This window comes from Thiomicrorhabdus arctica DSM 13458, assembly GCF_000381085.1.
GTDB classification, from domain to species: Bacteria; Pseudomonadota; Gammaproteobacteria; order Thiomicrospirales; family Thiomicrospiraceae; genus Thiomicrorhabdus; species Thiomicrorhabdus arctica.
Genome location: NZ_KB905900.1, coordinates 1 through 23,736 on the forward strand (window position 1 = coordinate 1; position 23,736 = coordinate 23,736).

The window sequence follows — 23,736 nt, forward strand, 5'->3', positions numbered from 1 at the left end:
TTTTGGGGATTTTTACGCAGTTTAAAACAGCGATCAATCACTTTATAAATCTTAATTCAGCGACCGAAATCAAATATTTAAATACTGAAACCCAAAACACCGCAATGAATGCGGTGTTTTGGCTTGGTTTAAAGTAACCAGGCCTGGTTACTTTAAACAGTGTACTGTCTAGAGCCAAAAAGGCTACTTAATAGTAATTCTAGCAAACTTACGTTTACCTACCTGATAAACAGCTGTCGTATCAGCCGGCATTAGCTGTCGGCTATCTTCAACTTTCTCACCATTAATCTTAACGGCACCTTGCTTTGTCATACGATGTGCATCAGACACTGAAACGACCAGTCCTGCTTCTTTGAGAATATTTGCTAAAGGCATTTCACCTTCAATAACGATTTCATCAATATCTTCGGGAATGGCATTCTTACTGAATCGAGTCTCAAAATCTTGCAGTGCACGGCTTGCTGATTCTTCTGAATGGAAACGGGTAATCAACTCTAACGCTAACTTCACCTTAACATTACGTGGATTTTCACCGCTCGCTACCGTCTCTTTTAAACCTTGAATCGCTTCCAAGCTTTCGAAACTCAATAATTCATAATAACGCCACATCAAGTCATCAGAAACGGACATCACTTTACCAAACATATCGTTTGGCTCGTCCTTAATCCCTATATAGTTCTTTAAAGACTTAGACATCTTCTGAATACCATCTAAACCTTCTAGAATGGGCATCGTCAGAGTACATTGCTGAGGTTTACCATAATGGCCTTGTAACGTACGTCCCATCAATAGATTGAACTTCTGATCCGTGCCACCCAACTCAATGTCAGCATCCATCGCCACGGAATCGTAGCCCTGCACTAGAGGGTATAAAAACTCATGAATGGCAATGGGTGTGTTGGCTGCATAGCGATCACCAAAATCATTACGTTCTAACATACGAGCAACGGTCATCTTACCTGCCAGCTGAATCATCTCTGCTGCAGACATTTTAGACATCCACTCTGAGTTAAACATAACCGTGGTTTTAGCTGGATCTAGAATTTTAAAGACTTGCTCTTTATAGGTCTCCGCATTGATTGCAATCTCTTCAGCCGTTAACGCGGGTCGAGTCACACTTTTACCGGTTGGATCACCTATCATTGCGGTGAAGTCACCAATCAAGAATAGGACATCATGGCCTAGGTCTTGAAACTGCTTCAGTTTATTGATCAAAACCGTATGGCCTAGGTGCAAATCTGCTGCCGTAGGATCAAACCCCGCTTTTACACGTAATGGTTTGCCTGTCTCAAGCTTTTCAATTAACTCTTTTTCGACTAAAAGTTCTTCAGCGCCACGTTTAATAATGGCGAGTTGTTCTGCGACTGTTTTCATATTTAATTATCTAATCTTTTTATTGAATTCTGTATGGAATATCTGGTTACTAGGTTAAAGACTGCCGCACAATACGGTGTCGGTATTTAGGATTAATTGACCGGTTAATTGCGAAACTGAGGTCAAACCGTTCGCTTTTAAATACTGCGTTATACCGGCATTTACCTTTTTAACTAACAAAGGGTCTTTGGCAATCGCTGTTCCAATGGCCACCATGGACGCACCGGCTAAGAAAAACTCTATAGCATCTTCCGCACTCGCAATACCACCCAAACCAATAATAGGAATATTATGCAACTTAGCGACTTGATAAACTTGATGCACTTTCAACAAGGCAATCGGTTTAATCGCAGGCCCTGACAGGCCTCCTTGGTTATTGCCTAAGGTTGGCGTGCGGCTGTGGATATCAATTTGCATCCCCATCATAGTATTAATGGCAGATAGTGCATCCGCTCCAGCTTCAATCACTCGGCGAGCGCCTTCAGCAATATCCGTTTGGTTGGGCGACAATTTAACAATCAAAGGCTTTGAGGTATTAGCACGACAGGCTTCTACCACTCTGGCCGCCATATCCGGATCATTACCAAAAGCCGCACCACCTTTTTTGACGTTAGGGCAAGAGATATTAATCTCCATCGCTGGTAAAGCGGTCTGGTCGAACAAGCGGACGATCTCAGCATACTCTTCAATGCTTGAACCCGAGACATTGATAATAAACTGCGACTGACTCATCTCTAACTTAGGCAAATAGTCATTAATGACCGAAAGTGCGCCGGGATTTTGCAAGCCGATTGAATTCAATAACCCTGAGGCCGTTTCCATGACTCTGTCTGGCTTATTGCCTAATTTTGGCTCTAATGTTGTGCCCTTTAAAAACACCGCACCGACATCTCTATTGGAAAAGCCTGAAACAGACTGGTATTCTATGCCATACCCTGCATTCCCCGAGGCCATGGCCACCGGCGAATTAAAATGAATTCCACACATATTTATTGATAAATCAATCACAGACTTAACCTTAGGGTTATTTTTACTGAAGGCGCGCAAATGTTGCACATTATTCTTTATGAACCCGAAATCCCGCAAAATACAGGGGCTTTAATTCGTCTTAGCGCCAATATGGGCGCGCATTTACACTTGATACACCCTCTCTCTTTTGATTTAAGTGAGAAAAAAGTACGTCGTGCCGGACTCGATTACGCTGAACTCGCCAATGTGCGTGAACACCAAAGCCTGACAGAGTGTTTGGCCAGCGTTCAGCCAAATCGTGTTTTTGCGCTAACCACCAAAACCAGACGTTATTATACCGAACCCAAATTTGAAAACGGCGACGCTTTCTTGTTCGGCCCGGAAACTCGTGGTTTGCCAGCAGAGATTATAAACAACTTACCGGAAGAACAGCGTTTAACGATTCCGATGACTCCCGGCGGCCGTAGCTTAAATTTGGCTAATGCCGTTTCAGTCATGGCGTATGAAGCTTGGCGTCAACTTGACTTTAACATGTCGCTTTGAGACGGCAGCTACCAAGACAATGAAGATCGACTGTCCATAAAAAACGACCAGGCCTGGTCGTTTTTTATGGGGGTTAAACCATCGAAATCAATTCATCAAATCACGGTCCTTCCGACTTGCCTGATCTTGCCAAAAGAACCAATGCGGCCTCTTTCGGTGACGTTTTCTCAGTTACAATTTGATAGACCTGCTCCATAATTGGCAAATCCAAAGCCAATCGTAATGCAATCTGTTTAACGGCAACCACCGCCTTAACACCTTCAACCACCTGACCAATCTCATCAATCACCGCTTGCGCAGTTTGATTACTTTTGGCCAAACGTAATCCAAAACGCCGATTTCGAGATAAATCATCAGTACACGTTAAAACCAAATCGCCCATGCCCGCTAAGCCCATTAAGGTTTCAGGCTGACCACCTAACGCCTGGCCTAAACGCATCATCTCAACCATGCCACGTGAAATTAAAGCCGCCCGAGCATTCGCCCCCAGGCCTAAACCATCACTCAACCCCGTCGCAATCGCAATAATGTTTTTATAGGCGCCGCCGACCTCTACCCCAACCATATCCGACTGGGTATACATTCGAAAGGCGCCAAAATGAAAAACATCTGCCCAATATTGAGCCTCTGACTCCTGTGAGGAAGCACTGACCATCGCCGTGGGCAACCCCTTAGCCACTTCATCGGCAAAGGTAGGGCCTGAAAGAACACTTACTCCCGCATCAGCGCCTAAAACATCCAGAGCCACTTGATGTAACAAACTTTGTGATTCCGGTTCAAAACCTTTGGTCGCCCATGCGATATGCACGGATTTAGAACCTATGTAACCAGAGACCTGCTTTAAAACATCCCTAAAAGCATTGCTTGGCACAACCACTAAAATGGATTCAGCGGAGTACAAAACTTGATCGATTGAAGCACTCACAGATAAAGATTTTGGAAAAGTAATGCCTGGTAAGTAGCGACTGTTTTCGTGTTGTTCATTGAGTCGCTCGGCTTGATCCACACTGTGTGACCAAAGCCTGACTTGATGCCCCGCTCTCGCTAAATGAATCGCTAAAGCCGTTCCCCAAGCACCCGCACCCAATACCGCTATTTTTCTAGGCACTTGGGATATTTTAGTGACTTCAGGCATAAGCTTATCCAATCGCTCTTTCAAGCACTCTATTGTTCGGTTGCTGTTTCTTTAGCCGCGTTAGCTTGCTCGACATGCTCGGTATACATGCTTTCGAAATTAACAGGCTCTAGCAACAATTGTGGAAAACCGCCACGCGTGACTAAATCAGATACCACTTCACGAGCGTAAGGGAATAATACATTAGGACACTGTGCACCCAGCATATAACCCATTTCGACCTCATTAAATCCAGCTAGTGTAAAAATTCCCGCCTGCTCAACTTCACATAAAAATGCGGTGTGCTCTTCTACTTTAGTCGTCGCTGTCACACGAACAATGACATGGTAAACATCCTCTTCCAACTTTTTGCTTTCAACATTCAAGTCAACAGCCAACTGCGGTTGAAATTCTGAGGTAAATATACCTGGCGTATTTGGAGACTCAAAAGAAATATCCTTGGTATAAATCTTTTGAATTGAAAATATTTTTTCTGCTGCTTCAGACATTGTTCTTCCTTAAAGTTTTAAATTAAGCGTTTAAAAGCGTGTCGATTTCACCGCGTTTATCCGCTGCTGATAACTCGTCAAACCCACCGACATGGTGATCACCAATAAAAATCTGTGGAACCGTTTTACGACCACTTTTCGCCGTCAATTGGGCCCACATTGCTGAGTCATTACCGACATCAATTGATTGATACTTAACCCCTTTAGAATCTAAAAGACGTTTCGCCATTGTGCAGTATGGACACGTTTGTGTGCAGTAAATAATTGTTTCGACCATCGTATTCTCCTTTGTCGGCAACGTCACTGGGATTGTGGTTGCCGATTTTACTTTTTTCGGTTTCGTTTCGCTTTCGTTTTAGCGATCGGTAAACCCGCAGATTTCCAAGCGTTAATACCACCTGCCAAGTTAAAAACTTGCGTATAACCGGCCTTAGTCAAGGTGCTCGCGGCACGTCCAGAACGCGCGCCCGTCAAACAGTAAACTAACAACGGTTTTTCTTTGTCTTTTGGCAACTTATTCATGTTTGCAGACAAGTCAGTCACTGGCACATTATTCGCCTCTCCAATAAAACCATCCTTGAATTCCGCTGCCGTACGGACATCTAGCAGGTAGGCGTCATCATTGAATAAGCGTATCGCCTCATCCGTATTGACTGACTTATAACCAGACAAACGATCCCCTAAATAACTATATGCCAGCATCGCAATGACCACGGCTAAAGCGACAAACAATAACGCTTGTTCCTGTACAAATTCACTAAACATTTATCTTCCCTTAAGCTATTAAATCAAACCAGATGATTTTAACAGTGAAACTAGATACAATAAACGGAATTTATTAATTATTTATGGTAGCCAAAAACATGAGTCAAGATATTAAGCCAAAAATCCAAATCAAAAATCGCCCAACAGGTCTGATTATTTTAGATGGTTGGGGCTACCGCAAAGAAGTTGAGCATAATGCCATTGCGCAAGCACATACTCCGAATTGGGATAACTTAATTGCCACACGTCCAAACACTTTAATCGGTACGTCTGGAATGGATGTCGGCTTACCTGCAGGACAAATGGGCAACTCTGAAGTTGGCCACATGAATTTAGGTGCCGGCCGAGTTGTTTATCAAGAACTATCGCGCATTCAAAAAGATATTGATGAAGGTCGCTTCGCTAATAACAATGCCTTTTTAAGTGCCATTGATGGCGCCAATGACCGTGGCCATGCCGTTCATATTATGGGCTTATTATCTGATGGTGGAGTCCACTCGCACATCAACCATATCAAAGCGTCTTTATCGCTTGCGGTTGAACGTGGCGCAAAAACCTACCTGCACATCTTTACCGATGGTCGTGACACAGCGCCTGACAGTGCGATGGGGTACATCCAAGAGATTGAAGCACACCTTAAGGAAATTAAAGGCGGCAGCATCGCATCTGTCACAGGGCGTTTTTATGCTTTAGACCGTGACACTCGCTGGGAGCGTACAGAAGAAGCTTACAATGTGATCTGTTGCGGGCAATCGGATTACCAAGCTAAATCGGCCAAGGAAGCGGTTGAAATGGCCTATGCACGCAATGAGACGGATGAGTTCGTACAACCAACCGCCATTCTTAGCAAGAAGGGCAAGAAGATCAAAGTTAAGGATGGTGATTCAATTATCTTTATGAACTACCGTTCTGACCGTGCACGCCAACTTACCAGCGCATTTATTATGGAGGATTTTGGAGATTTTCACCGCTGTAAAACCCCTATTTTATCGAATTTCGTCACCCTAACTCAGTACAATAAAAACTTTGAAAACTTCGGAGCCACGGTCGCATTTCGTCCAACGATTCTCAAAAATACTTTTGGTGAGGTCATTGCAAACTATAAACTTCGCCAATTACGTATTGCTGAAACCGAGAAATACGCACACGTAACTTTCTTTTTAAACGGTGGCGTTGAAGCGCCTTACCTTGGTGAAGATCGTATTCTTGTGCCGTCTCCACAGGTACGAACCTATGATTTACAGCCCGAAATGAGTGTCGGAGAGTTGTCTGACAAACTTGTTGAGGCCATTGATTCGGACAAATATGATACCTTTATCTGCAATATCGCCAACCCTGACATGGTCGGCCATACTGGAAAGATGGATGCTTGCATTAAAGCCTGCGAAGCCGTTGATGAAGCGCTTGGGAAAATCTTAGCCGCCATTGAAAAAAACAATGGCCAAGTGATTGTCACGGCGGATCATGGCAATATTGAAATGCTCGTCGATCCAAAAACCGGTAAGCCATTAACATCGCACACCACTTGCCCGGTTCCACTGGTCTATTTCGGCCCTCGAAACTGCCAACTGCGTACAGGTGGATCACTGCCTGATGTTATGCCGACGATCTTGGATTTAATGGAAATACCCCAACCTGAAGAGATGACAGGCGTCAGCCTCTGCTCTAAGTCATAACCCCTTTTCACGCCCTCTCAAAAAAGCCCATACGTTTTAAACGAATGGGCTTTTTTAATGCATGACAAGTCACTTTCTCCACTGGACTAATTGTCTTAAGCCAACTATGCTAAGCTTTGTCTTAGAACTTATACTTAGGAAAAGAGATGACTCTGACACTTGACCACTCACTACTCTGGTTTTATCTACTGTACATATTTTTAGTCATTCCTGCTGTGATTCACATGCTCTACCAACGGCGTTCACCTCAGAACCTAATGGCATGGACATTGATGCTCATACTCTTCCCCTTTTTTGGCGCCCTGCTTTACTTCGTTTTTGGCTCTCGGAAATTTTTTAAAGAAAGTCGCAAACCCATATTAGAGATGGCAACATTTTCGACTGCAGAACCTTCCAACCGACTGGCAAAACAGCTTGACAACTTATTAGGAGCCAATCAAATTTCAGGTGCAACCTATGGAAATCATGTGCACTGGTATCATGACAGCACCACCATTTTTGATTGTTTAATGACGGAGATTCAAAATGCGAAGACCTGTATTCATATACAAACCTATACCTTTGCACCGGACCAAACAGGTTTGTCTATTCTAGATGCCCTCATTTTAAAGGCACAGCAAGGGGTTGAGGTACGGCTATTAATAGACTCTATTGGCTCACTCCCGCTCTATTTAAACCGCTCAAGACTCAAAAAACTCCGGCAAGCGGGTGGGCAATACGCTTTTTTTAACCCAATATTCCAATCCCTGATTAACAGTCAGATAAACTTTCGAAATCACCGAAAAATTTATCTCTTCGACCAAACCAAACTATTAACGGGTGGGATTAATCTTGCGAGCGCCTACATGGGTCATAAAAGCCATAAAAAAAGTGATGACTCGAAGGCTTGGGTGGATCTGCTTTTTAGCATTGAAGGCCCAAGCACGTTGCATTACCAGAAAGTATTTAATGACGACTGGTTTTACATGACAGAAGAGCGCCTTACACTCCCTCCCCATTCAAGCGAATCACCCATTCATAATGACGGAGTCATCCAAGCGATTCCTTCTGGTCCCGATATCCAGGACAATGCCCTCTTTGAGGCGATGCTCCATAGCATTAACCAAGCTCAAACCCATATTCGTCTTGCCACACCTTATTTCATTCCTGACAGTGCTATTTTGAAAGCATTAGTGATTGCGGTCAAACGCGGTGTTAAGGTGACGCTCATCACGCCTGAATCATCCGACCATATTATTTTTGATTTAGGCCGCAGCTCGTATATGCAGGAGTTTTCAGAAATTGGAGGCCAAATTTTTTGTTATCAGCCTTCAATGTTGCACGCAAAACTTACGATTATTGACCAAGAAGTCATGGTCGTCGGTTCAGCCAACTTAGACTATCGCTCCCTTTTCATTAACCATGAAATGGTAAACTTCGTTTATTCACCATCGCTCATCAAAGAACTCAGCGACTGGTTTGACGGACTTTTAACCGACTCGACTTCTTATCAGCCAAACGGTAACAAAGTACGTCGTGTTTTCGAAAACCTGATGCGACTATTTGCGCCTATTTTATAACCCATTCAGGATGAATCACGCGTTATGCTTCGACCCAAAACGACCCCCTTGTCACAACATGCTCACCCAAGCCTCAACTCTCAAAAACTGCCAACCCACTTCACTCTAATCACTTGGAACCTGCAAAAAATTGATTTCTCGCACTACATTAACCGTCCTATTGAGCACCTTTTAAATTTGCCCACACTGCACATACTTTCACTACAAGAAGCGGCAACACACCATTTACAGCAAACCTTTTTTAACCTGCCCTTTGTTATGGCCTCCAACATCCAAACTCGGCGTAAACACTATGGTGTCATGACGGCTTCCGACTATGCAATAACCCCGTATCAGCAATGCTTAACACGCAGTCGAGAGTTGGGGCTTGCCACACATAAAACGGCTTTAATCACCCAACATCCCCTCCAAAACGGACAAATACTGACATTGGTTAATATCCATGCGATTAACTTTGTCCCCAATTATATTTTTAAAAAAGAACTTCAGATGCTTTGGTCCCACCTCTCTCAGACACCCGGCCCATTAATTGTCAGCGGGGACTTTAATACCTGGAATGAAGCACGGAAGACCATACTTAATACGGCTGCAGAAGAATTGGATCTGACCCTCGCCCCTCTTGCGAACCCTCAGGCCATCAAAACGTTAAACCGCCAACCTTTAGACCACGTATTTTACCGAGGACTTCACTTAACGGACTCTTACGCATTATCCGTCCCTTCCATTTCAGATCACAACCCGCTGATAACCACGTTTACCTCACTCTAAACCCATTCATCAGCCACGAAAAATGGTAAAATTTGATTACAAATGCCTATATGAAGTATAATTCCGCGCTATTTTTATTATTTGCGTGCGTCAAAAATAAAGAATCCCCCTTGTAAAACTAAATGTGATACAACGCCAAGCATTATTTACAAGTTAGATGACAGACAGGAAGCTGAATATGAACCCCTTACAAGCCCAACCAGGTCTACAATTAAAAGGCCTTTACTCTCCAGAGTTCGAAAAAGAGAACTGTGGTTTTGGTTTGATCGCCAATATGGACGACAAAGCAAGTCACTGGGTCGTGCAAACGGCCATCCAATCTCTTATGAACATGACCCACCGTGGTGGTGTTGCAGCCGATTGCTGTACTGGGGATGGTTGTGGACTGTTAATCAAGAAACCACAGAACTTCTTAAAAGCTGAGGCGGATAAAGCAGGCTTTGAGCTGGCTGAGTTTTATGCTGCAGGAATGATTTTCTTAAATCAGGATGCCGATAAAGCGGCGACCGCACGTAAAGTGCTGGAAGAGAAGTTAACCAATAAAGGTTTGATTATTGCTGGCTGGCGTACTGTGCCAGTGGACTCTGCTGTCTTAGGTGCTCAAGCCGCTGGAATGGAGCCTTTAATCGAACAAGTGTTTGTTAACGCCCCTGCCGAGATGACAGAAGCAGCCTTCAACCGCCTGCTGTTCACCGCGCGTCGTAAAACAGAGATGGAAATCGAGCCTGTCGATCACGTTTTTTATATCGCCTCTTTAAACAGCCAACTGCTGTCTTATAAAGGTTTGGTCATGCCGAAAGAGCTGACTGAATACTATCTTGATCTACAAGATGAGACCTTTGCCTCTTCTTCAATCTCGTATCACCAACGTTTTTCAACCAATACCTCTCCGCAATGGCGTCTAGCTCAGCCGTTCCGTTTCCTGGCACATAATGGCGAGCTCAATACCATTCAAGCCAACCGTAACTGGGCGGTCGCACGTCAAAGTAAATTCGCAACCCCATTACTGCCTGATTTAGCGGACCTAAAACCATTGGTGGCCCAAACCGGTTCTGACTCAAACTCATTAGATAATATGATGGAAGTCTTAATGATGGGTGATATGCACATCTTCCAGGCGTTACGTCTACTTGTACCGCCTGCTTGGCAAAACATGCCGCATATGGATGCCGACAAAAGAGCTTTCCTAGAATATAACTCTATGCACATGGAGCCATGGGATGGTCCTGCAGGGATGGTTATCAACACGGGTAAGTACGCTATCTGCGGTGTGGATCGAAATGGTTTACGCCCAACGCGTTATGTCATCACCAAAGATCGCCATATTACGTTCGCTTCTGAAATCGGTGTTTATCAATACGCGCCAGAAGACGTCGTTGAAAAAGGTCGTTTAAAGCCTGGACAAGTGATTGCCGTCGATTTAGAAAATGGAACCTTAATCAAACCAGAAGAGATTGATGACCAACTGAAAAATGCAAAACCGTATCGCCAATGGATGGACGATGGGTATATGCACATTGAAGAAAAGCTTGAACATAATGATGAAACCTTAGGCTGGGATCGTGACACAGCAGATAGGTATCAAAAGTACTTTCAGGTTACCTTTGAAGAGCGTGATGCCGTTATCCGCGTGTTAGCCGAAGATGGTCAAGAAGCCACCGTTTCAATGGGTGACGATGCTCCATTACCGGTGTTTTCACATAAGCCTCGTTCTGTTTTTGACTACTTCCGTCAAATGTTCGCACAGGTCACCAATCCACCGATTGACCCATTACGTGAAAATATTGTTATGTCCTTAAACACCTGTTTTGGGCGTGAGCAAAACATGTTTGTAGAGGGCCCTGAACATGCACGTCGCTTAGAGGTTAACTCCCCGGTATTGACGCCAACCATGATGGAACAGCTTGTCTCTTTGCCAGATTCGGATTATCAAAACAGAGTAATCTCATTACATTACAACCACGAAGAGATGGGGCTAAAAGCCGCCATTGAAGCTGTTTGTGATCAAGCCGTTAAAGCGGCACACGATGACATCACGCTCTTAATCTTGAGCGATTTAGGCATTGAAAAAGATAAAACAACGATTCCTGCTGCAATGGCGACGGGGGCAGTACATCACCGCCTTATTAAAGAAGGACTACGTCCTGAAACGAATATTATTGTGCAGACAGGTACGGCACGTGACTCGCATCACTTTGCCGTCTTGATTGGCTATGGCGCAACGGCCGTATACCCTTATTTAGCCTATGAAAGCATTCAAGACATGCGTCGAACCAATGAGCTTGATAAAACCAAAGCGGTGGGCTTATATATTGCCACCTACCGTAAGGCGATTAACAAAGGGTTGTATAAGATCCTCTCAAAAATGGGTATTTCAACCATTGCGTCATACCGTGGTTCACAGCTATTTGAAGCCGTTGGTTTAACCTCTGCCATTGTTGACCTTTGCTTTACTGGCACACCGTCACGTATTCAAGGAACCGATTTCCAACACCTTGAACTGGATCAGCGTCGTTTGGCGTGGGAAGCGTTTAATCCTCGCAAGCCTTTGCAACAGGGTGGCCTGTTCAAATACGTTAGCGGTGGCGAATACCATGCGTTTAACCCAGAAGTGGTGAATAGCATCCGTGAAGCGGTACAGAAGAATGACCAATTTAAATACAATGAATTCCGTGATTTAGTCAATAATCGCCCTGCAATGACGATTCGCGATTTATTAACCTTTAAAGACGGCATTCAGGCCGTTGACTTGAGTGAAGTCGAGCCGGTTGAATCCATCTATAAACGTTTCGACTCTGCTGGTATCTCTTTAGGCGCTCTGTCGCCAGAAGCACATGAATCTCTAGCGACGGCCATGAACCGTTTAGGCGCTCGCTCTAACTCAGGTGAAGGCGCAGAAGACCCTGCTCGTTACGGCACGGAAAAAATGTCGAAGATTAAACAAATCGCGTCTGGACGTTTTGGTGTGACTGCCCATTACCTACGTAACGCGGAAGTGCTACAGATTAAAGTCGCACAGGGCGCTAAGCCAGGTGAAGGTGGCCAGTTACCCGGTCATAAGGTTGACATGATGATCGCGAAGCTGCGTCATTCGGTGCAAGGTGTCACCTTGATTTCACCGCCACCACATCATGACATTTACTCCATCGAAGATTTGGCTCAGCTGATCTACGATCTAAAACAGATCAACCCAAATGCCCTTGTGTCCGTTAAGTTAGTGGCCGAACCGGGCGTTGGAACCATCGCTGCCGGTGTGGCTAAGGCGTATGCCGATTTGATCACCATCTCTGGTTATGACGGTGGTACGGGTGCCAGTCCAATGACGTCGGTTAAATATGCCGGTAACCCGTTTGAAATGGGGCTGGCAGAAGCGCATCAAGTTTTACGCGCCAATGACCTACGTGGTCAGGTAATCTTACAAGCCGATGGTGGTTTGAAAACCGGTTTAGACGTCGTTAAAGCCGCGATTCTGGGTGCTGAAACCTTTGGTTTCGGCACCGTGCCAATGATTGCGTTGGGTTGCAAATACCTGCGTATTTGTCATTTAAATACATGTGCCGTGGGCGTTGCAACCCAAGATCCACGTCTGCGTAAAGAACACTTCATTGGTATGCCAGAGATGGTCATGAACTACTTCCGCTTTATGGCAGAAGAGACACGTGAGTGGATGGCGAAGTTAGGCGTGCGCTCACTGGGTGAGTTGGTTGGCCGGGTTGATCTATTAAAAATGATTGACAACCCGTTGACTGACAAACAGAAAAACATAGATTTAAGTGCATTTATGACCGATGGCGGCGTACCGGCTGACAAACCACAAACGGTACAGGTTCTACGTAACAACCCGTGGGATAAAGGCGATATTGCCGAAACGATGGTCACCGCAACCCTGCCTGCGATTGAAGCGCAATCGGGTGGTACCTTCACGTTTAAACTCGTCAATACAGGCCGTTCGATCGGTGCGCGTGTGGCCGGTGAAATTGCAGAACGTTATGGAAATAACGGCATGAAAGCCAATCCAATCACCATGAAGCTAACCGGTATTGCTGGTCAATCCTTTGGTGTATTTAACGTCGATGGTTTAAACCTTCACCTAGAAGGCGATGCCAACGATTATGTGGGTAAAGGTATGGCCGGTGGAGAGATTGTGGTGCGCCCCCCTTCTGTGAGCACGTTTGACCCTAAATTCACGCCAATCGTCGGTAATACTTGTCTTTATGGTGCTACGGGCGGTAAATTGTTTGCCAATGGTACCGGCGGTGAACGTTTTGGCGTGCGTAACTCAGGCGCCATTGCGGTCGTTGAAGGCTTAGGCGATCACGGTTGTGAATATATGACTGGTGGAACAGTGGTCTGTTTAGGAGAAGTCGGGGTCAACTTTGGTGCCGGCATGTCGGGTGGTATGGCGTTCATCTTAGATGAAAACAACACCTTACCGGATCGTATCAACCCAGAGATGGTTGAAGTGATGCGTATCGATACGGCTAATACGGAAGCTTACCGTGTTTACCTAAAGTCTTTAATTGCAGAATATGCCGAAAAAACCAACAGTCCATGGGGAGAGGAAGTCTTAAACAACTTCAGCGCTCACATTGGTAATTTCTGGTTAGTTAAATCACGTTCGATTTCGATTGAATCTTTATTTGACCTATTTGCTAAAGCAGCAGACTAACCGAAGCTGGAAGGAATTTAAATATGCCAAACATTAGACAATTTTTAGAACTCAACCGTCAGCTTCCTGAAAAGAAACCGGCGCAAGAACGAAAAATAGAATTCAATGAAATCTATAAGCCCTTTGTCTTAGAAGATGCCATGGCGCAGGCCGACCGTTGTTTGCACTGTGGTACCCCATACTGCGAATGGGCTTGTCCCGTGCACAACTACATCCCGAACTGGTTAAAACTGGTCGCGGAAGGCAACATTATCGAAGCGGCTGAGATTTCACATAAAACAAACGTCTTACCCGAGATGTGTGGTCGTATCTGCCCACAAGATCGTCTATGTGAGCAAGCGTGTACTCTAGAAGACACCAACTTTGGTTCGGTGACTATCGGTGCGATTGAAAAATTCATTACCGATACCGCCTTCGCCGAAGGTTGGACACCGAAAATGGACACGGTCGTCATGACCGACAAAAAAGTCGCCATTATCGGTGCAGGTCCAGCCGGGATTGCAGCCGCAGACGTTCTAGCGCGTGCGGGTGTTAAGCCTGTTGTATTTGAAAAACAGCCCGAAATTGGTGGTTTGTTAACCTTTGGTATTCCACAGTTTAAATTAGACAAAGACATTGTCTTACGTCGTCGTGGAATCCTGGAAGACATGGGCATCGAATTCCGTTGTAACATCGAAGTCGGTAAAGATATCCTGCTAGAAACTTTACTAGAAGAGTACGATGCCGTATTCCTAGGTATGGGAACTTACAAGCCAATGGCTGGTCGTTTCCCAGGTGAAGAGTTTGAGGGCGTTCACAAAGCCTTAGACTTTCTAATCGGTAACGTTAAGAAAGAATTAGACATGCCACAGACGCCAGAACCCTACATCAATTTGACGGGTAAAAAAGTCGTTGTTCTCGGTGGTGGTGATACCACAATGGATTGTACGCGTACCTCGATTCGTCAAGGCGCCGATAATGTTTACTGTGTGTATCGTCGTGACGAAGAAAACATGCCCGGTTCTCGTGCCGAAGTTAAAAATGCCAAAGAAGAAGGCGTTGAATTTAAGTTCAACTTAGCGCCGGTCGAAATCGTCGGTAGCGGTAAAGTCGAAGGCATTAAAGTCATTCAAACTCGCATGGGCGAGCCAGATGAAAAGGGTCGTCGTCGTGCAGAGATGATTGAAGGGTCTGAAACCATCATCCCATGTGATGCGGTCATTGTTGCCTTTGGTTTCCAGCCTAACCCGCCAGAGTGGTTCAAAGACTTTGATATTCAAGTCAATGACTGGGATGGTGTGATTGCTTCTGACAAGTCGCTTTTCCCTTTCCAAACCACCAACCCGAAAATCTTCTCGGGTGGTGATATGGTTCGTGGTTCAAGCCTTGTGGTTGAAGCGATTGCAGAAGGTCGCGCTGCGGGTGAAGGGATTTTGGATTTCTTAGAAGTTTAAGTTTTCCAACCTACCAGGCCTGGTCGTTTTTCAGGTTTTAAAAAAGCCCGCAAGGATTTTCCTTCGCGGGCTTTTTTATTATAGGGTTTAAAAATAAACCTTTATCCGATAATGTTTAGGTACAGTTTAATTGCAGTATCGTTGTTATGCTTTTGGCTAAGGGCTATATATTAAAGCCCACAACAATTAGGTGCCTTTGTTACTGGTTTAAGGGTAGTTCGAAAACATTTAAATGCAGTTCTCTTTGGAAGGCCGCTATATGAATTTAAAGCACTTTTATGAATCCTAGCACGTGCCTTTTGACGTAACTCTTGTGCTTCAATAAAAAGCTTTTTATTCTCATTCAATGTAATCATGAACTTACTCTCCAGTTTTCATCAATTTGTGAAAAAGAATTAAAGAATTCCTTTTTGAGGTACTGATATTCAATGAGAAGCTTAAAAGGAAATACATTTTCTTCCATAAAATCTTGCATGGATTCTTCATCATCAAAAACCTCATAGTTATGGAATTCAATATTGAGGAATCCAAATACGTCATCATTGATCGCTAGTTTACACCCCATATACTGTTTAACCGTTTTATATCTCTTCGTATGACTTTTAGTATACAGAGCTTTATGCGGTGCGTATATAGTGTTAGCCTTTGAATTCATGCACTTAACACATTCATAATCTTGATAGTCACTACTATCCAATGGGATTTCTTTAGTATTAATGAGATCTCTTTTATGGTCATAATGTAGTTCATACTGAAGAATGTTTAAGTCTTTATTGAAAGTGTATAGTGAAATAAATAGATCTTTTCTTTTTATATTAATTGGTTCAATAGAATTACGAAGATGCTCCGCTAAAGCCTCAACAATAAGTCTGTTATTTACATCAAACGAGTGCTGTTCTGCTAGTTTAGTAAGCTTTGGGCTGGGATTTCGACGGCACTTGTTTATATGTGAATGTATTTCATCATTCATAACTTGTATACAGTCGGATATCTGATCTGGTTCAATAGAAGAATGACTCCGTAGAGAGAAATTTCCAAGAATCATGGAGACAACTTTTAAGAAAAAGGCGATCACAATCAATGTGGCAGATACAAGGACAATAACATCCACGGCATTTTGCTTTAAAGCGTTATTAAGAAGCCAACCAGACACTGAAAATCCAAAAGCTTTCTTTACAAGTAAATACCCTGTAGCGACCAATATAATTATCTCTGCAGATAAAATTAACTTATTCGTTTTCAAGAAAGTATGAATTTTTTGTATTTGTTTTTTCAAGGAGTTTAAATCTATTTAAATTTGATATCTGGATTATAACGAATTATTACCTGAAAGTTACTGATAAAAACCTGAATCAATAAGGCTAAACGCTAATGATTTTAATTAATGCTATTGAGAAGCCTTTTGATATTGATAGCCCTTTGATTTCAACTATAGGCTTCCCGTTACTTTTTTGTCGTTCAACAAAAGAGTAACCAAAAAAATGAACCCTGCTGACGCCCTCTATTTCACTAAGCTTGTCCGCTGACATTCCCTAAACTCGCTTCGCTCAAACAAAGGGAGGGGGTTCTACGTTATTTCTGTATCTATCAAATGAGTAATAATGGGCTTTTAAAAACAACCATGCCTGGTCACTTTACAGGCATTAAAAAAGCTATTGAACAATCAGCCTCTTTGCAAAATTAACTATGTATAATCACCTAACTTAATGAATTTAGGGTTGGATTTTAGGACTTATAAATAAGTTTCAAATCCAGATTAAATAATAAACACTACCCTAATTTTTTAGATAAAACAGCATTATTAGACATGGTTTAAATACGTTTTATCTCAAATTTAGGAAGTCTAATAATAGTTAGCATTACAATTACACGAGAACTAAAATGGCGATAGAGTCCCCCTTATTTCAAAGCGCAATGGAGCTTCTTGGACATTCGATTTCGCATTACAATGGAAAAAAAGAGCTTGATAGAAAGCTTTTAATATTGCATCTTGCAAATGCCGTTGAGTTAATTTTGAAAGATTTGGTCTTAGATTCTGGTGAGTCTATATACAAAAATGCAAAAGAGACAATAACGATTCGGGGTTGCTTGAGTGCGCTTAAAGAAAAAAATGTCTCTCTTCCCTATTTGAATAAGATTGAACTTCTAATTGATGAGCGTAATGCGCTTCAGCATCGCTTTGGCTCACCCAATGAGCTAACTAGTATCTTTTACATGAATATTTCACAAAAATTCTTTAAGTCGGTTTTAAAGCAGCATTACGGACAGGATTACGACGAAATAATTTCTCAGTTTGCAGACGAAATTGATTTAGTGACATTTAAGCTTGGTGCACCAGAAAACGATCAGGAGCTTGAAAAACTTCAAGAACTAGCAAAGATACACCCTTTGGGGGCATTACTTTCGGCTTGGTCGTATTTCGAAAAGAACACAGAAGAATTTGCTCAAGAAGTTGGCCTAGATTTTCGTCGTCGTCCATTTGTAGTGGAATTGCATTCTGGAAGGTTAGAAAGGTTTGGAATAGATGTTCCTGATAAACTGCGAATGAAGGTCGATCAAATTCGAAAAATTAGAAATATGGCTGCGCATGGAAGGGCTGATCCAACCAAGGCTGATGTGAAAGCTACTATTAAGACAATAGAAGAATTTGAAAAATATTTAGAAGCTTTGGATAAAGATCCTATCAAAGAATGCGCCAAAATCGAAATGGAACGAGAAGAAGCTTTTAGGCGAGAAAGGATCAAAGCGAGACAAGAAGATGAAGAGACGGTAAGAAATACATTAGGTGATAGGACAACTCAGGATGAAGGTTAGCTTGTATATTGATGTCGCCACCATGCTAACAAGCGCGTCAATCAGGACGCTCGCAAGCTCGCACCTATTACGCGGGCGTCAGGGGTAAGAAACATGGCGTTTTTAAAAATAAATAGTACGGCATAGTAAGGACAAAGAATTAACCATGGCAATACAATGTTTTCCGGTGGATCGGGTCGCGTCGATCAGTAAAGACGATTTCCTGCGTCAGTATAAGAAGTCGGCGAAGCCGCTCGTGATCGAGGACCTGACGCAGAACTGGCCGGCGAGGGAGAAGTGGTCGGTAGATTATTTCAAGTCCACAGTCGGTGATACTATGGTACCGTTGTATGATAGCGAGCGTTCTACCGACAAAAAGCACCAGCATGCGGCGGCCGTGACCATGCCCTTTAAGGAGTACATCAGTTTATTGCAGGCAGGTGAGAAGAACCTGCGAATGTTCTTTTTTAACCTGCTTGCTGCGACCCCGGTGCTACGCAAGGATTTTGAGTTTCCGGACATTGGCCTGAAACTGTTTAAGAAATTGCCCGTGTTATTCATGGCGGGTAAAGGCGCCAGGGTGCAGATGCACTTCGATATTGATATGGCGGATATTCTCCTCTGTCATTTCGGCGGTAAAAAACGTGTCACGCTCGTCTCGCCCGAACAGACGCGCTACCTCTATCGTGTTCCCTTCTCCTTCAGCAGTCTGTTTGATATTGACTACGACAAACCTAACTTTGAGAAATATCCTGCATTGAAAAATATCAGGGCTGAGGTGGTCGAACTTAATCACGGTGATGTCCTGTATATTCCTCCCGGTTACTGGCATTACGTCCAGTACGATGAGATCAGTTTCTCGATGTCGTTGCGCGCCTTCCCCAGACAACCACGCACCCTTGCCAGGATGTTATACAACTTGCTGATGATCCGTCCTATCGAGGGCCTCATGCGCAGACTGGTTGGCCAGCCATGGAATGATCGCAATGAACGCCGGGCGATCAGCAAAACCCATCGGCGACTTGGCATTACCTGAATGAAAATAAGGAGACGCTACCCTTTTATTCTGCTCAACCTAGTTGAGAAGCCTTTTTGATATTGTTAGACCTTTAATTTCAACTATAGGCTTCCCGTCACTTTATTTGCTTGTCCAAATAAAGTAACCAAACAAAAGACACCCTGCTGACGCCCTCTATTTCACTAAGCTTGTCCGCTGACATTCCCTAAACTCGCTTCGCTCAAACACAGGGAGTGTTTAAACGCGTCCTTCACTAACTGAAATGACGATTGCTTACAAAAGGGGAGGTCTCCACGTGAGTTTGTCTATTCTGATTTAGGTCGTTGTAGTGCTTTTGGATTTGACCAGGCCTGGTCATTTTAAATTTAGAGTTTATCTGAAAACTTAAACTTCACACCGAAGCCCCCTTTGAAAGCAATTGTGGAAAGCTCTTAACGAAATGAACGTTGAAAATTCCCAGGTGTTTGAGCGCCAGCGAGTTCTGGGATTTCAGTGAATGAGTTTAGGGAATGCCAATTGATTGAGCGGGGTGCCCTTTTGTGGTGACTATTTTGGGCACGCAAAATAGTCACGTGAAGCTAAATAATAAAATAGATTATGAATTACGGAAATCAGTAAGGCTTCTCAACTTATCGAGAAGCCTATTTTAGAACCTACCAGGCCTGATAAGTTTGAATTTTGAGTTTATCTGAACAATAAAACCCCACGCCGAAGTCCCCTTTGAAAGCAATTGTGCAAAGCTCTTAACGAAGCGAACGATTAAAAATTCCAGGTGTTTGAGCGGAGCGAGTTCTGGAATTTCAGTGAACGAGTTTAGAGATTGCCAATTGATTGAGCGGGGTGCCCTTTTGTGGTGACTATTTTGGGCACACAAAATAGTCACGGGAAGCCTTTAAGAAAATAACTCAAGAAATATCGAATTTAGAAAGGCTTCTCAATAGTCATCAATAACTCTTTCAAGCAATCTCAAAGTACAATCCACCAGGCCTGGTCAGTTAGAATTTAGAGTTTATCTGAACAATAAAACCCAATGGGGTCTTCGTTACGCGTATATCTCGGATTACATGTCTCGAAAGTACTGGCAAGCCCTGTCAGTTCCAAACTTTTTTGCCATAGCATGTCCGCTAATTCCTCGTCATAAGACAATGTGGATGACCTCTCCATCTGCATTTGATTGAAGTATTTACCCGATACACCTTGAACTTCTGGCGAAGTACCCAAGAATATCTGTGCTTTCGCTCCTTGCTCAGGGGGGAGTCGGCCCATCGGGAAAGTCCTATTTGAATTCCTATCTTCAACACTAAATTTAGTCTCAACCACACCGGGGTGTACTGCATTGATGGTGGTGCTTGTCCCCTGTAAATATTTGGCCAATTTGTAGGTGAAAAGCAGGTTGGCGAGCTTAGAATCACAGTAAGCGGAGAAGCCGTTATAATCGTGTGTATGCATAAGATTATTTACGTCTACTTTGCCGCTGAAATGAAGATCCGATGCAACGTTTATTATTCTTGATGAAGGCGTATTTGTTAACATATCCAGCAATAAGTGAGTCGCTAAAAAGTAGCCCAAGTGATTCACAGCAAATGTAAGTTCAATGCCTGCGTCTGTCTCAATTCTATTGTGACTCATCATTCCAGCATTATTAACAAGAATATCTAAACGACTGTATTTTCGTTTAATTTCGTCCGTAAACGCCACTATAGAAGACTGCGAAGAAAAGTCACATAGCAGCAGGTCGACGTTCATATTCTTTGAATAATGAATCACCTCTTGCAATGCAGCTTTGCCTCGTGCCTCATCCCTTGCAACCAAAATAGTGGTTGCCCCCATTTTCGCCAGCTCTTTCGCCGTCACTAATCCAATTCCGGATGTGCTTCCGGTGACTATGCATATTTTGTTATCTAGAGTGTTCATTTTCGCCTCCGTTTGAGCGGGGTATTTACTGAAAAAGAGAATAACTAAAAGAGAAATGAATCGCTTTTACACGTATAGCTCTCAAAGGATTCACCCATTCTCCAAGACTGTATTCCCCGCACCCACAGCGGTACTGAGACCGAGCCCCCCTTAAAAAGGAGTATTTAATGCTCTTATCGTATCTGGAGAACTATTTTGCCCCGAGTGTGGCTAGACTCGCTTTTTTTGTGTGCTTTAACGACGTCATCTAGCTGATAAACACTGTCTATTTCAACCTTTAGACTCCCTGAATCAATCAAGCTGGCGATTTCCGATAGATGACCTGAATTCGGTTGAACAAAACAAAAATTGGCCTTGACGTCATGCTTGATCGCAAGCTCGTCGTTTGGGATCTCCGCAATTGAAACAAGGTTGCCACCTTTCTTTAAAGTCGACCAGGATTTTTCTAAAACGTCACCTCCCATCGTATCGAATATAAGATCCAAACCGTTCAATTTAGAAAAATCTTCCTGCATGTAGTCGATCACTTCATCTGCACCAAGGCTCTTCAAAAAATCAATATTTTTAGATGATGAGGTTGTGTAAACGGTTGCGCCTGCCTGTTTAGCAAGTTGAATAGCAGCATTTCCAACACCCCCTGCTCCAGCATGAATCAGTACTCGGTCGCCTGTTTTAATTTTGCCAATCTCGTTCAAGGCTTGCCATGCCGTCAGGGTGACTAATGGTACCGCTGCAGATTCCTGCCAGTTCAGCGTTTTAGGCTTGGCAGCAATTTCATCTGCTGACACTGTAATATACTCAGCGTATGTGCCATTTTTTGAAAGGTTTGGGTGAGAATAGACGGCATCGCCAACAGACCATTGCTTAACATTTTTTCCAACAGAGACAACTTGTCCCGCGAAATCCCAACCTAACGTTAAAGGCAGTCTGTGGGGTAAGAGTTCTGCCAAATATCCTTCGCGAACTTTCCAGTCAATGGGATTGACTCCAGCCGCATGAATTTTTACCAAAACCTCATCTTCAGCAGGCACCGGTACTTTAGTATTTGTCAGTTGCAGTTGTTCTGCGCCTCCGTAGCTGTGAATTTGTACGGCTCTCATCTGCTCTTGATTGACATGATTCATATCGTTCTCCTATTAGCGCCTTAAGTAGCGATTTGATTGATTTACCTTATGGGCTATAAGATTAACGAAGGAAGTCCCCCTTGACTAGATAGGGCAAACGCACTACATTGTTTCCATTCTCTCAACAATAGGCCTCTAGAATGAACAACCAACGATTGGATATCTTGCCTGCTCTGGTTCTTTTTGCGCGAATTGTTCAATATGGAAGTTTGACTGCCGCTGCTCAAAATTCTGGTTTGAGTCGTTCTGCCGTGAGTAAACAGCTGAGTGCATTGGAAGAAAAACTTGGCGCTCGACTTCTTCAACGCAGTACTCGAAGTTTCAAACTAACGGCCGCTGGCAAACAAATATTAGGCGAGGCCAGGCGCGCACAGGAGGCTCTAGAGAATGTCGAAATGTTGTCTGAAGAGTTGGAAGGCCATGTACGTGGGAATCTAACGGTTTCTTGCTCTGCGGGTATTGGACGTGTTCATTTGGTTCCTTTACTAAAGCAATTTCAAGAACTCTACCCGCAAGTACATGTACAGCTCTTACTTGAAGATAGAATGGTCAATTTAATTGATGAGCAAATTGATGTCGCAATTCGTGTAGGCCATCTTCCTGATTCCTCATTAATCGGATTGCGTCTTGGGGAGATGAGTTGGGTTGTGTGCGCAAGCCCTGAATACTTGAAAAAAAATGGGACACCTAAAACCCCTACTGATTTACTTCAACACGATTGCCTTTATTATCAAAATAGTCAAAGTTCGTTCAATATTTGGTCGTTTCAGGGACCTAAAGGAGATGAGAGGGTTTCAATAAATGGTTCTCTCTCTATCAATGATTCTACGGTATTGGTCCAAGTCGCTGAAGAGGGTCGTGGCATTGTGTGGATAGACAAACATTCACTCGGTGACGCGCTCGAAAAAGGGCGACTTGTTTCGATACTGGAAGAATATAACCTTGGACTCGGTTACCCAATTTATTTGCTCTATCCCGCCCGACAACACTTAGCTGCAAAAACAAGAGCATTTGTTGATTTTTTAAGCGTTCAATTTTCACCTAGGGTCTGACACCACTAAATTTAATGTAAAACACTGTAAAAGGGTGACGCTACCCTTTTACACTACATTAACCTAGTTGAGAATCCTATCTCCTTGGACTTTTAAAGCGACCAGGCCTGCTATGTCCTGCGGCTTTAAAATATTATGTGAGCGCAAGGTCAAATCCAAAAGCACTACATAAACCGAATCAAGAATAGACAAACTAACGTGGAGACCACCCCTTTTGTAAGCAATCGTCATTTCAGTTAGCGTAGGTGGCGTTAAAAGATTTCATTGTCTGAGTGAAGCGAGTTATGAAATCTTAGCCAACAAGCTTAGTGAAATAGAGGGCGTCAGCAGGGTGTCTTTTGTTTGGTTACTTTATTTGGACAAGCAAATAAAGTGACGAGAAGCCTATATGCAATCAATTTAGAAATACAAAGTGAAGAAAGGCTTCTCAAGAGTCATCAGAATCAACTTAAACCC

General features: G+C 43.4%; 18 protein-coding genes. 9 read left to right on the forward strand and 9 right to left on the reverse strand.

Features of this window, described 5'->3' with window-relative positions; genetic code table 11:
- Positions 1-183: 183 nt before the first annotated feature.
- A complete protein-coding gene (gene tyrS, locus F612_RS0108520) occupies positions 184-1,374 on the reverse strand; it encodes a tyrosine--tRNA ligase (protein WP_019557344.1) in 1,191 nt (396 codons plus the stop codon).
- Positions 1,375-1,428: 54 nt separating this feature from the next.
- Positions 1,429-2,382 carry a dihydroorotate dehydrogenase gene (locus F612_RS0108525; protein ID WP_026329694.1) on the reverse strand — a complete coding sequence of 318 codons (954 nt, stop codon included), beginning with the start codon at positions 2,380-2,382 and terminating at the stop codon, positions 1,429-1,431.
- A 39-nt stretch (positions 2,383-2,421) separates the two neighbouring features.
- On the opposite strand from F612_RS0108525, the gene F612_RS0108530 reads away from it, so the two are divergent.
- A complete protein-coding gene (locus F612_RS0108530) occupies positions 2,422-2,886 on the forward strand; it encodes a tRNA (cytidine(34)-2'-O)-methyltransferase (protein ID WP_019557346.1) in 465 nt (154 codons plus the stop codon).
- 100 nt (positions 2,887-2,986) lie between these two features.
- Here the strand turns inward: F612_RS0108530 and F612_RS0108535 are convergent, their stop codons facing one another.
- The 4 genes from F612_RS0108535 to F612_RS0108550 are packed head-to-tail and all read right to left on the reverse strand — an operon-like array spanning position 2,987 to position 5,274.
- Complete coding sequence (locus F612_RS0108535; RefSeq protein WP_019557347.1) at positions 2,987-4,021, reverse strand: NAD(P)H-dependent glycerol-3-phosphate dehydrogenase; 1,035 nt, start codon at positions 4,019-4,021, stop codon at positions 2,987-2,989.
- A gap of 29 nt (positions 4,022-4,050) precedes the next feature.
- Positions 4,051-4,509, reverse strand: a complete 459-nt coding sequence (gene secB, locus F612_RS0108540; RefSeq protein WP_019557348.1) for a protein-export chaperone SecB — start codon at positions 4,507-4,509, stop codon at positions 4,051-4,053.
- 22 nt (positions 4,510-4,531) lie between these two features.
- Positions 4,532-4,786, reverse strand: a complete 255-nt coding sequence (gene grxC, locus F612_RS0108545) for a glutaredoxin 3 (protein ID WP_019557349.1) — start codon at positions 4,784-4,786, stop codon at positions 4,532-4,534.
- A 47-nt stretch (positions 4,787-4,833) separates the two neighbouring features.
- Positions 4,834-5,274 (reverse strand): rhodanese-like domain-containing protein, encoded by a 441-nt coding sequence (locus tag F612_RS0108550; RefSeq protein WP_019557350.1) that lies wholly within the window; start codon positions 5,272-5,274, stop codon positions 4,834-4,836.
- Positions 5,275-5,372: 98 nt separating this feature from the next.
- Between F612_RS0108550 and gpmI the strand changes: the two genes are divergently transcribed.
- The 5 genes from gpmI (at position 5,373) to F612_RS0108575 (ending at position 15,379) form a co-directional block, all read left to right on the forward strand.
- Positions 5,373-6,950, forward strand: coding sequence for a 2,3-bisphosphoglycerate-independent phosphoglycerate mutase (gene gpmI / locus F612_RS0108555; protein WP_033394639.1), 1,578 nt, complete (start codon positions 5,373-5,375; stop codon positions 6,948-6,950).
- Positions 6,951-7,096: 146 nt separating this feature from the next.
- Positions 7,097-8,509 carry a cardiolipin synthase gene (gene cls / locus F612_RS0108560; protein WP_019557352.1) on the forward strand — a complete coding sequence of 471 codons (1,413 nt, stop codon included), beginning with the start codon at positions 7,097-7,099 and terminating at the stop codon, positions 8,507-8,509.
- A gap of 24 nt (positions 8,510-8,533) precedes the next feature.
- Positions 8,534-9,277 carry an endonuclease/exonuclease/phosphatase family protein gene (locus F612_RS0108565; RefSeq protein WP_019557353.1) on the forward strand — a complete coding sequence of 248 codons (744 nt, stop codon included), beginning with the start codon at positions 8,534-8,536 and terminating at the stop codon, positions 9,275-9,277.
- A 178-nt stretch (positions 9,278-9,455) separates the two neighbouring features.
- Positions 9,456-13,946 (forward strand): glutamate synthase large subunit, encoded by a 4,491-nt coding sequence (gene gltB, locus F612_RS0108570; protein ID WP_019557354.1) that lies wholly within the window; start codon positions 9,456-9,458, stop codon positions 13,944-13,946.
- 23 nt (positions 13,947-13,969) lie between these two features.
- Positions 13,970-15,379: an FAD-dependent oxidoreductase gene (locus tag F612_RS0108575; protein WP_019557355.1), complete on the forward strand. Its 1,410-nt coding sequence runs from the start codon at positions 13,970-13,972 to the stop codon at positions 15,377-15,379.
- Between the two features lie 352 nt (positions 15,380-15,731).
- On the opposite strand, the gene F612_RS0108585 is transcribed toward F612_RS0108575, so the two are convergent.
- The gene (locus tag F612_RS0108585; RefSeq protein WP_019557357.1) at positions 15,732-16,655 is read right to left on the reverse strand and encodes a hypothetical protein; all 924 of its coding nucleotides are present in this window, start codon (positions 16,653-16,655) and stop codon (positions 15,732-15,734) included.
- Positions 16,656-17,260: 605 nt separating this feature from the next.
- Here F612_RS0108585 and F612_RS0108600 point away from each other — a divergent pair.
- Positions 17,261-18,193: a DUF4145 domain-containing protein gene (locus F612_RS0108600; RefSeq protein ID WP_019557359.1), complete on the forward strand. Its 933-nt coding sequence runs from the start codon at positions 17,261-17,263 to the stop codon at positions 18,191-18,193.
- Between the two features lie 145 nt (positions 18,194-18,338).
- Positions 18,339-19,208 carry a cupin-like domain-containing protein gene (locus F612_RS0108605; protein ID WP_019557360.1) on the forward strand — a complete coding sequence of 290 codons (870 nt, stop codon included), beginning with the start codon at positions 18,339-18,341 and terminating at the stop codon, positions 19,206-19,208.
- Between the two features lie 984 nt (positions 19,209-20,192).
- On the opposite strand, the gene F612_RS12470 is transcribed toward F612_RS0108605, so the two are convergent.
- Both F612_RS12470 and F612_RS0108615 read right to left on the reverse strand, forming a co-directional pair.
- Positions 20,193-21,104, reverse strand: a complete 912-nt coding sequence (locus F612_RS12470; RefSeq protein ID WP_019557361.1) for an SDR family oxidoreductase — start codon at positions 21,102-21,104, stop codon at positions 20,193-20,195.
- Positions 21,105-21,277: 173 nt separating this feature from the next.
- Entirely contained in the window at positions 21,278-22,228 is a 951-nt protein-coding gene (locus F612_RS0108615; RefSeq protein ID WP_019557362.1) for an NADP-dependent oxidoreductase, read from the reverse strand.
- A gap of 140 nt (positions 22,229-22,368) precedes the next feature.
- On the opposite strand from F612_RS0108615, the gene F612_RS0108620 reads away from it, so the two are divergent.
- Positions 22,369-23,280, forward strand: a complete 912-nt coding sequence (locus F612_RS0108620; protein ID WP_019557363.1) for a LysR family transcriptional regulator — start codon at positions 22,369-22,371, stop codon at positions 23,278-23,280.
- Positions 23,281-23,736: the final 456 nt, after the last annotated feature.

Coding starts and splice junctions, on each gene's coding strand:
- gltB (WP_019557354.1), top strand. CDS start 9,456: ATGAACCCCTTACAAGCCCAACCAGGTCTACAATTAAAAGGCCTTTAC.
- F612_RS0108550 (WP_019557350.1), bottom strand. CDS start 5,274: ATGTTTAGTGAATTTGTACAGGAACAAGCGTTATTGTTTGTCGCTTTA.
- F612_RS0108535 (WP_019557347.1), bottom strand. CDS start 4,021: ATGCCTGAAGTCACTAAAATATCCCAAGTGCCTAGAAAAATAGCGGTA.
- cls (WP_019557352.1), top strand. CDS start 7,097: ATGACTCTGACACTTGACCACTCACTACTCTGGTTTTATCTACTGTAC.
- F612_RS0108565 (WP_019557353.1), top strand. CDS start 8,534: ATGCTTCGACCCAAAACGACCCCCTTGTCACAACATGCTCACCCAAGC.
- grxC (WP_019557349.1), bottom strand. CDS start 4,786: ATGGTCGAAACAATTATTTACTGCACACAAACGTGTCCATACTGCACA.
- F612_RS0108615 (WP_019557362.1), bottom strand. CDS start 22,228: ATGAATCATGTCAATCAAGAGCAGATGAGAGCCGTACAAATTCACAGC.
- F612_RS0108575 (WP_019557355.1), top strand. CDS start 13,970: ATGCCAAACATTAGACAATTTTTAGAACTCAACCGTCAGCTTCCTGAA.
- F612_RS0108620 (WP_019557363.1), top strand. CDS start 22,369: ATGAACAACCAACGATTGGATATCTTGCCTGCTCTGGTTCTTTTTGCG.
- secB (WP_019557348.1), bottom strand. CDS start 4,509: ATGTCTGAAGCAGCAGAAAAAATATTTTCAATTCAAAAGATTTATACC.
- tyrS (WP_019557344.1), bottom strand. CDS start 1,374: ATGAAAACAGTCGCAGAACAACTCGCCATTATTAAACGTGGCGCTGAA.
- F612_RS0108530 (WP_019557346.1), top strand. CDS start 2,422: ATGTTGCACATTATTCTTTATGAACCCGAAATCCCGCAAAATACAGGG.
- gpmI (WP_033394639.1), top strand. CDS start 5,373: ATGAGTCAAGATATTAAGCCAAAAATCCAAATCAAAAATCGCCCAACA.
- F612_RS0108600 (WP_019557359.1), top strand. CDS start 17,261: ATGGCGATAGAGTCCCCCTTATTTCAAAGCGCAATGGAGCTTCTTGGA.
- F612_RS0108605 (WP_019557360.1), top strand. CDS start 18,339: ATGGCAATACAATGTTTTCCGGTGGATCGGGTCGCGTCGATCAGTAAA.
- F612_RS12470 (WP_019557361.1), bottom strand. CDS start 21,104: ATGAACACTCTAGATAACAAAATATGCATAGTCACCGGAAGCACATCC.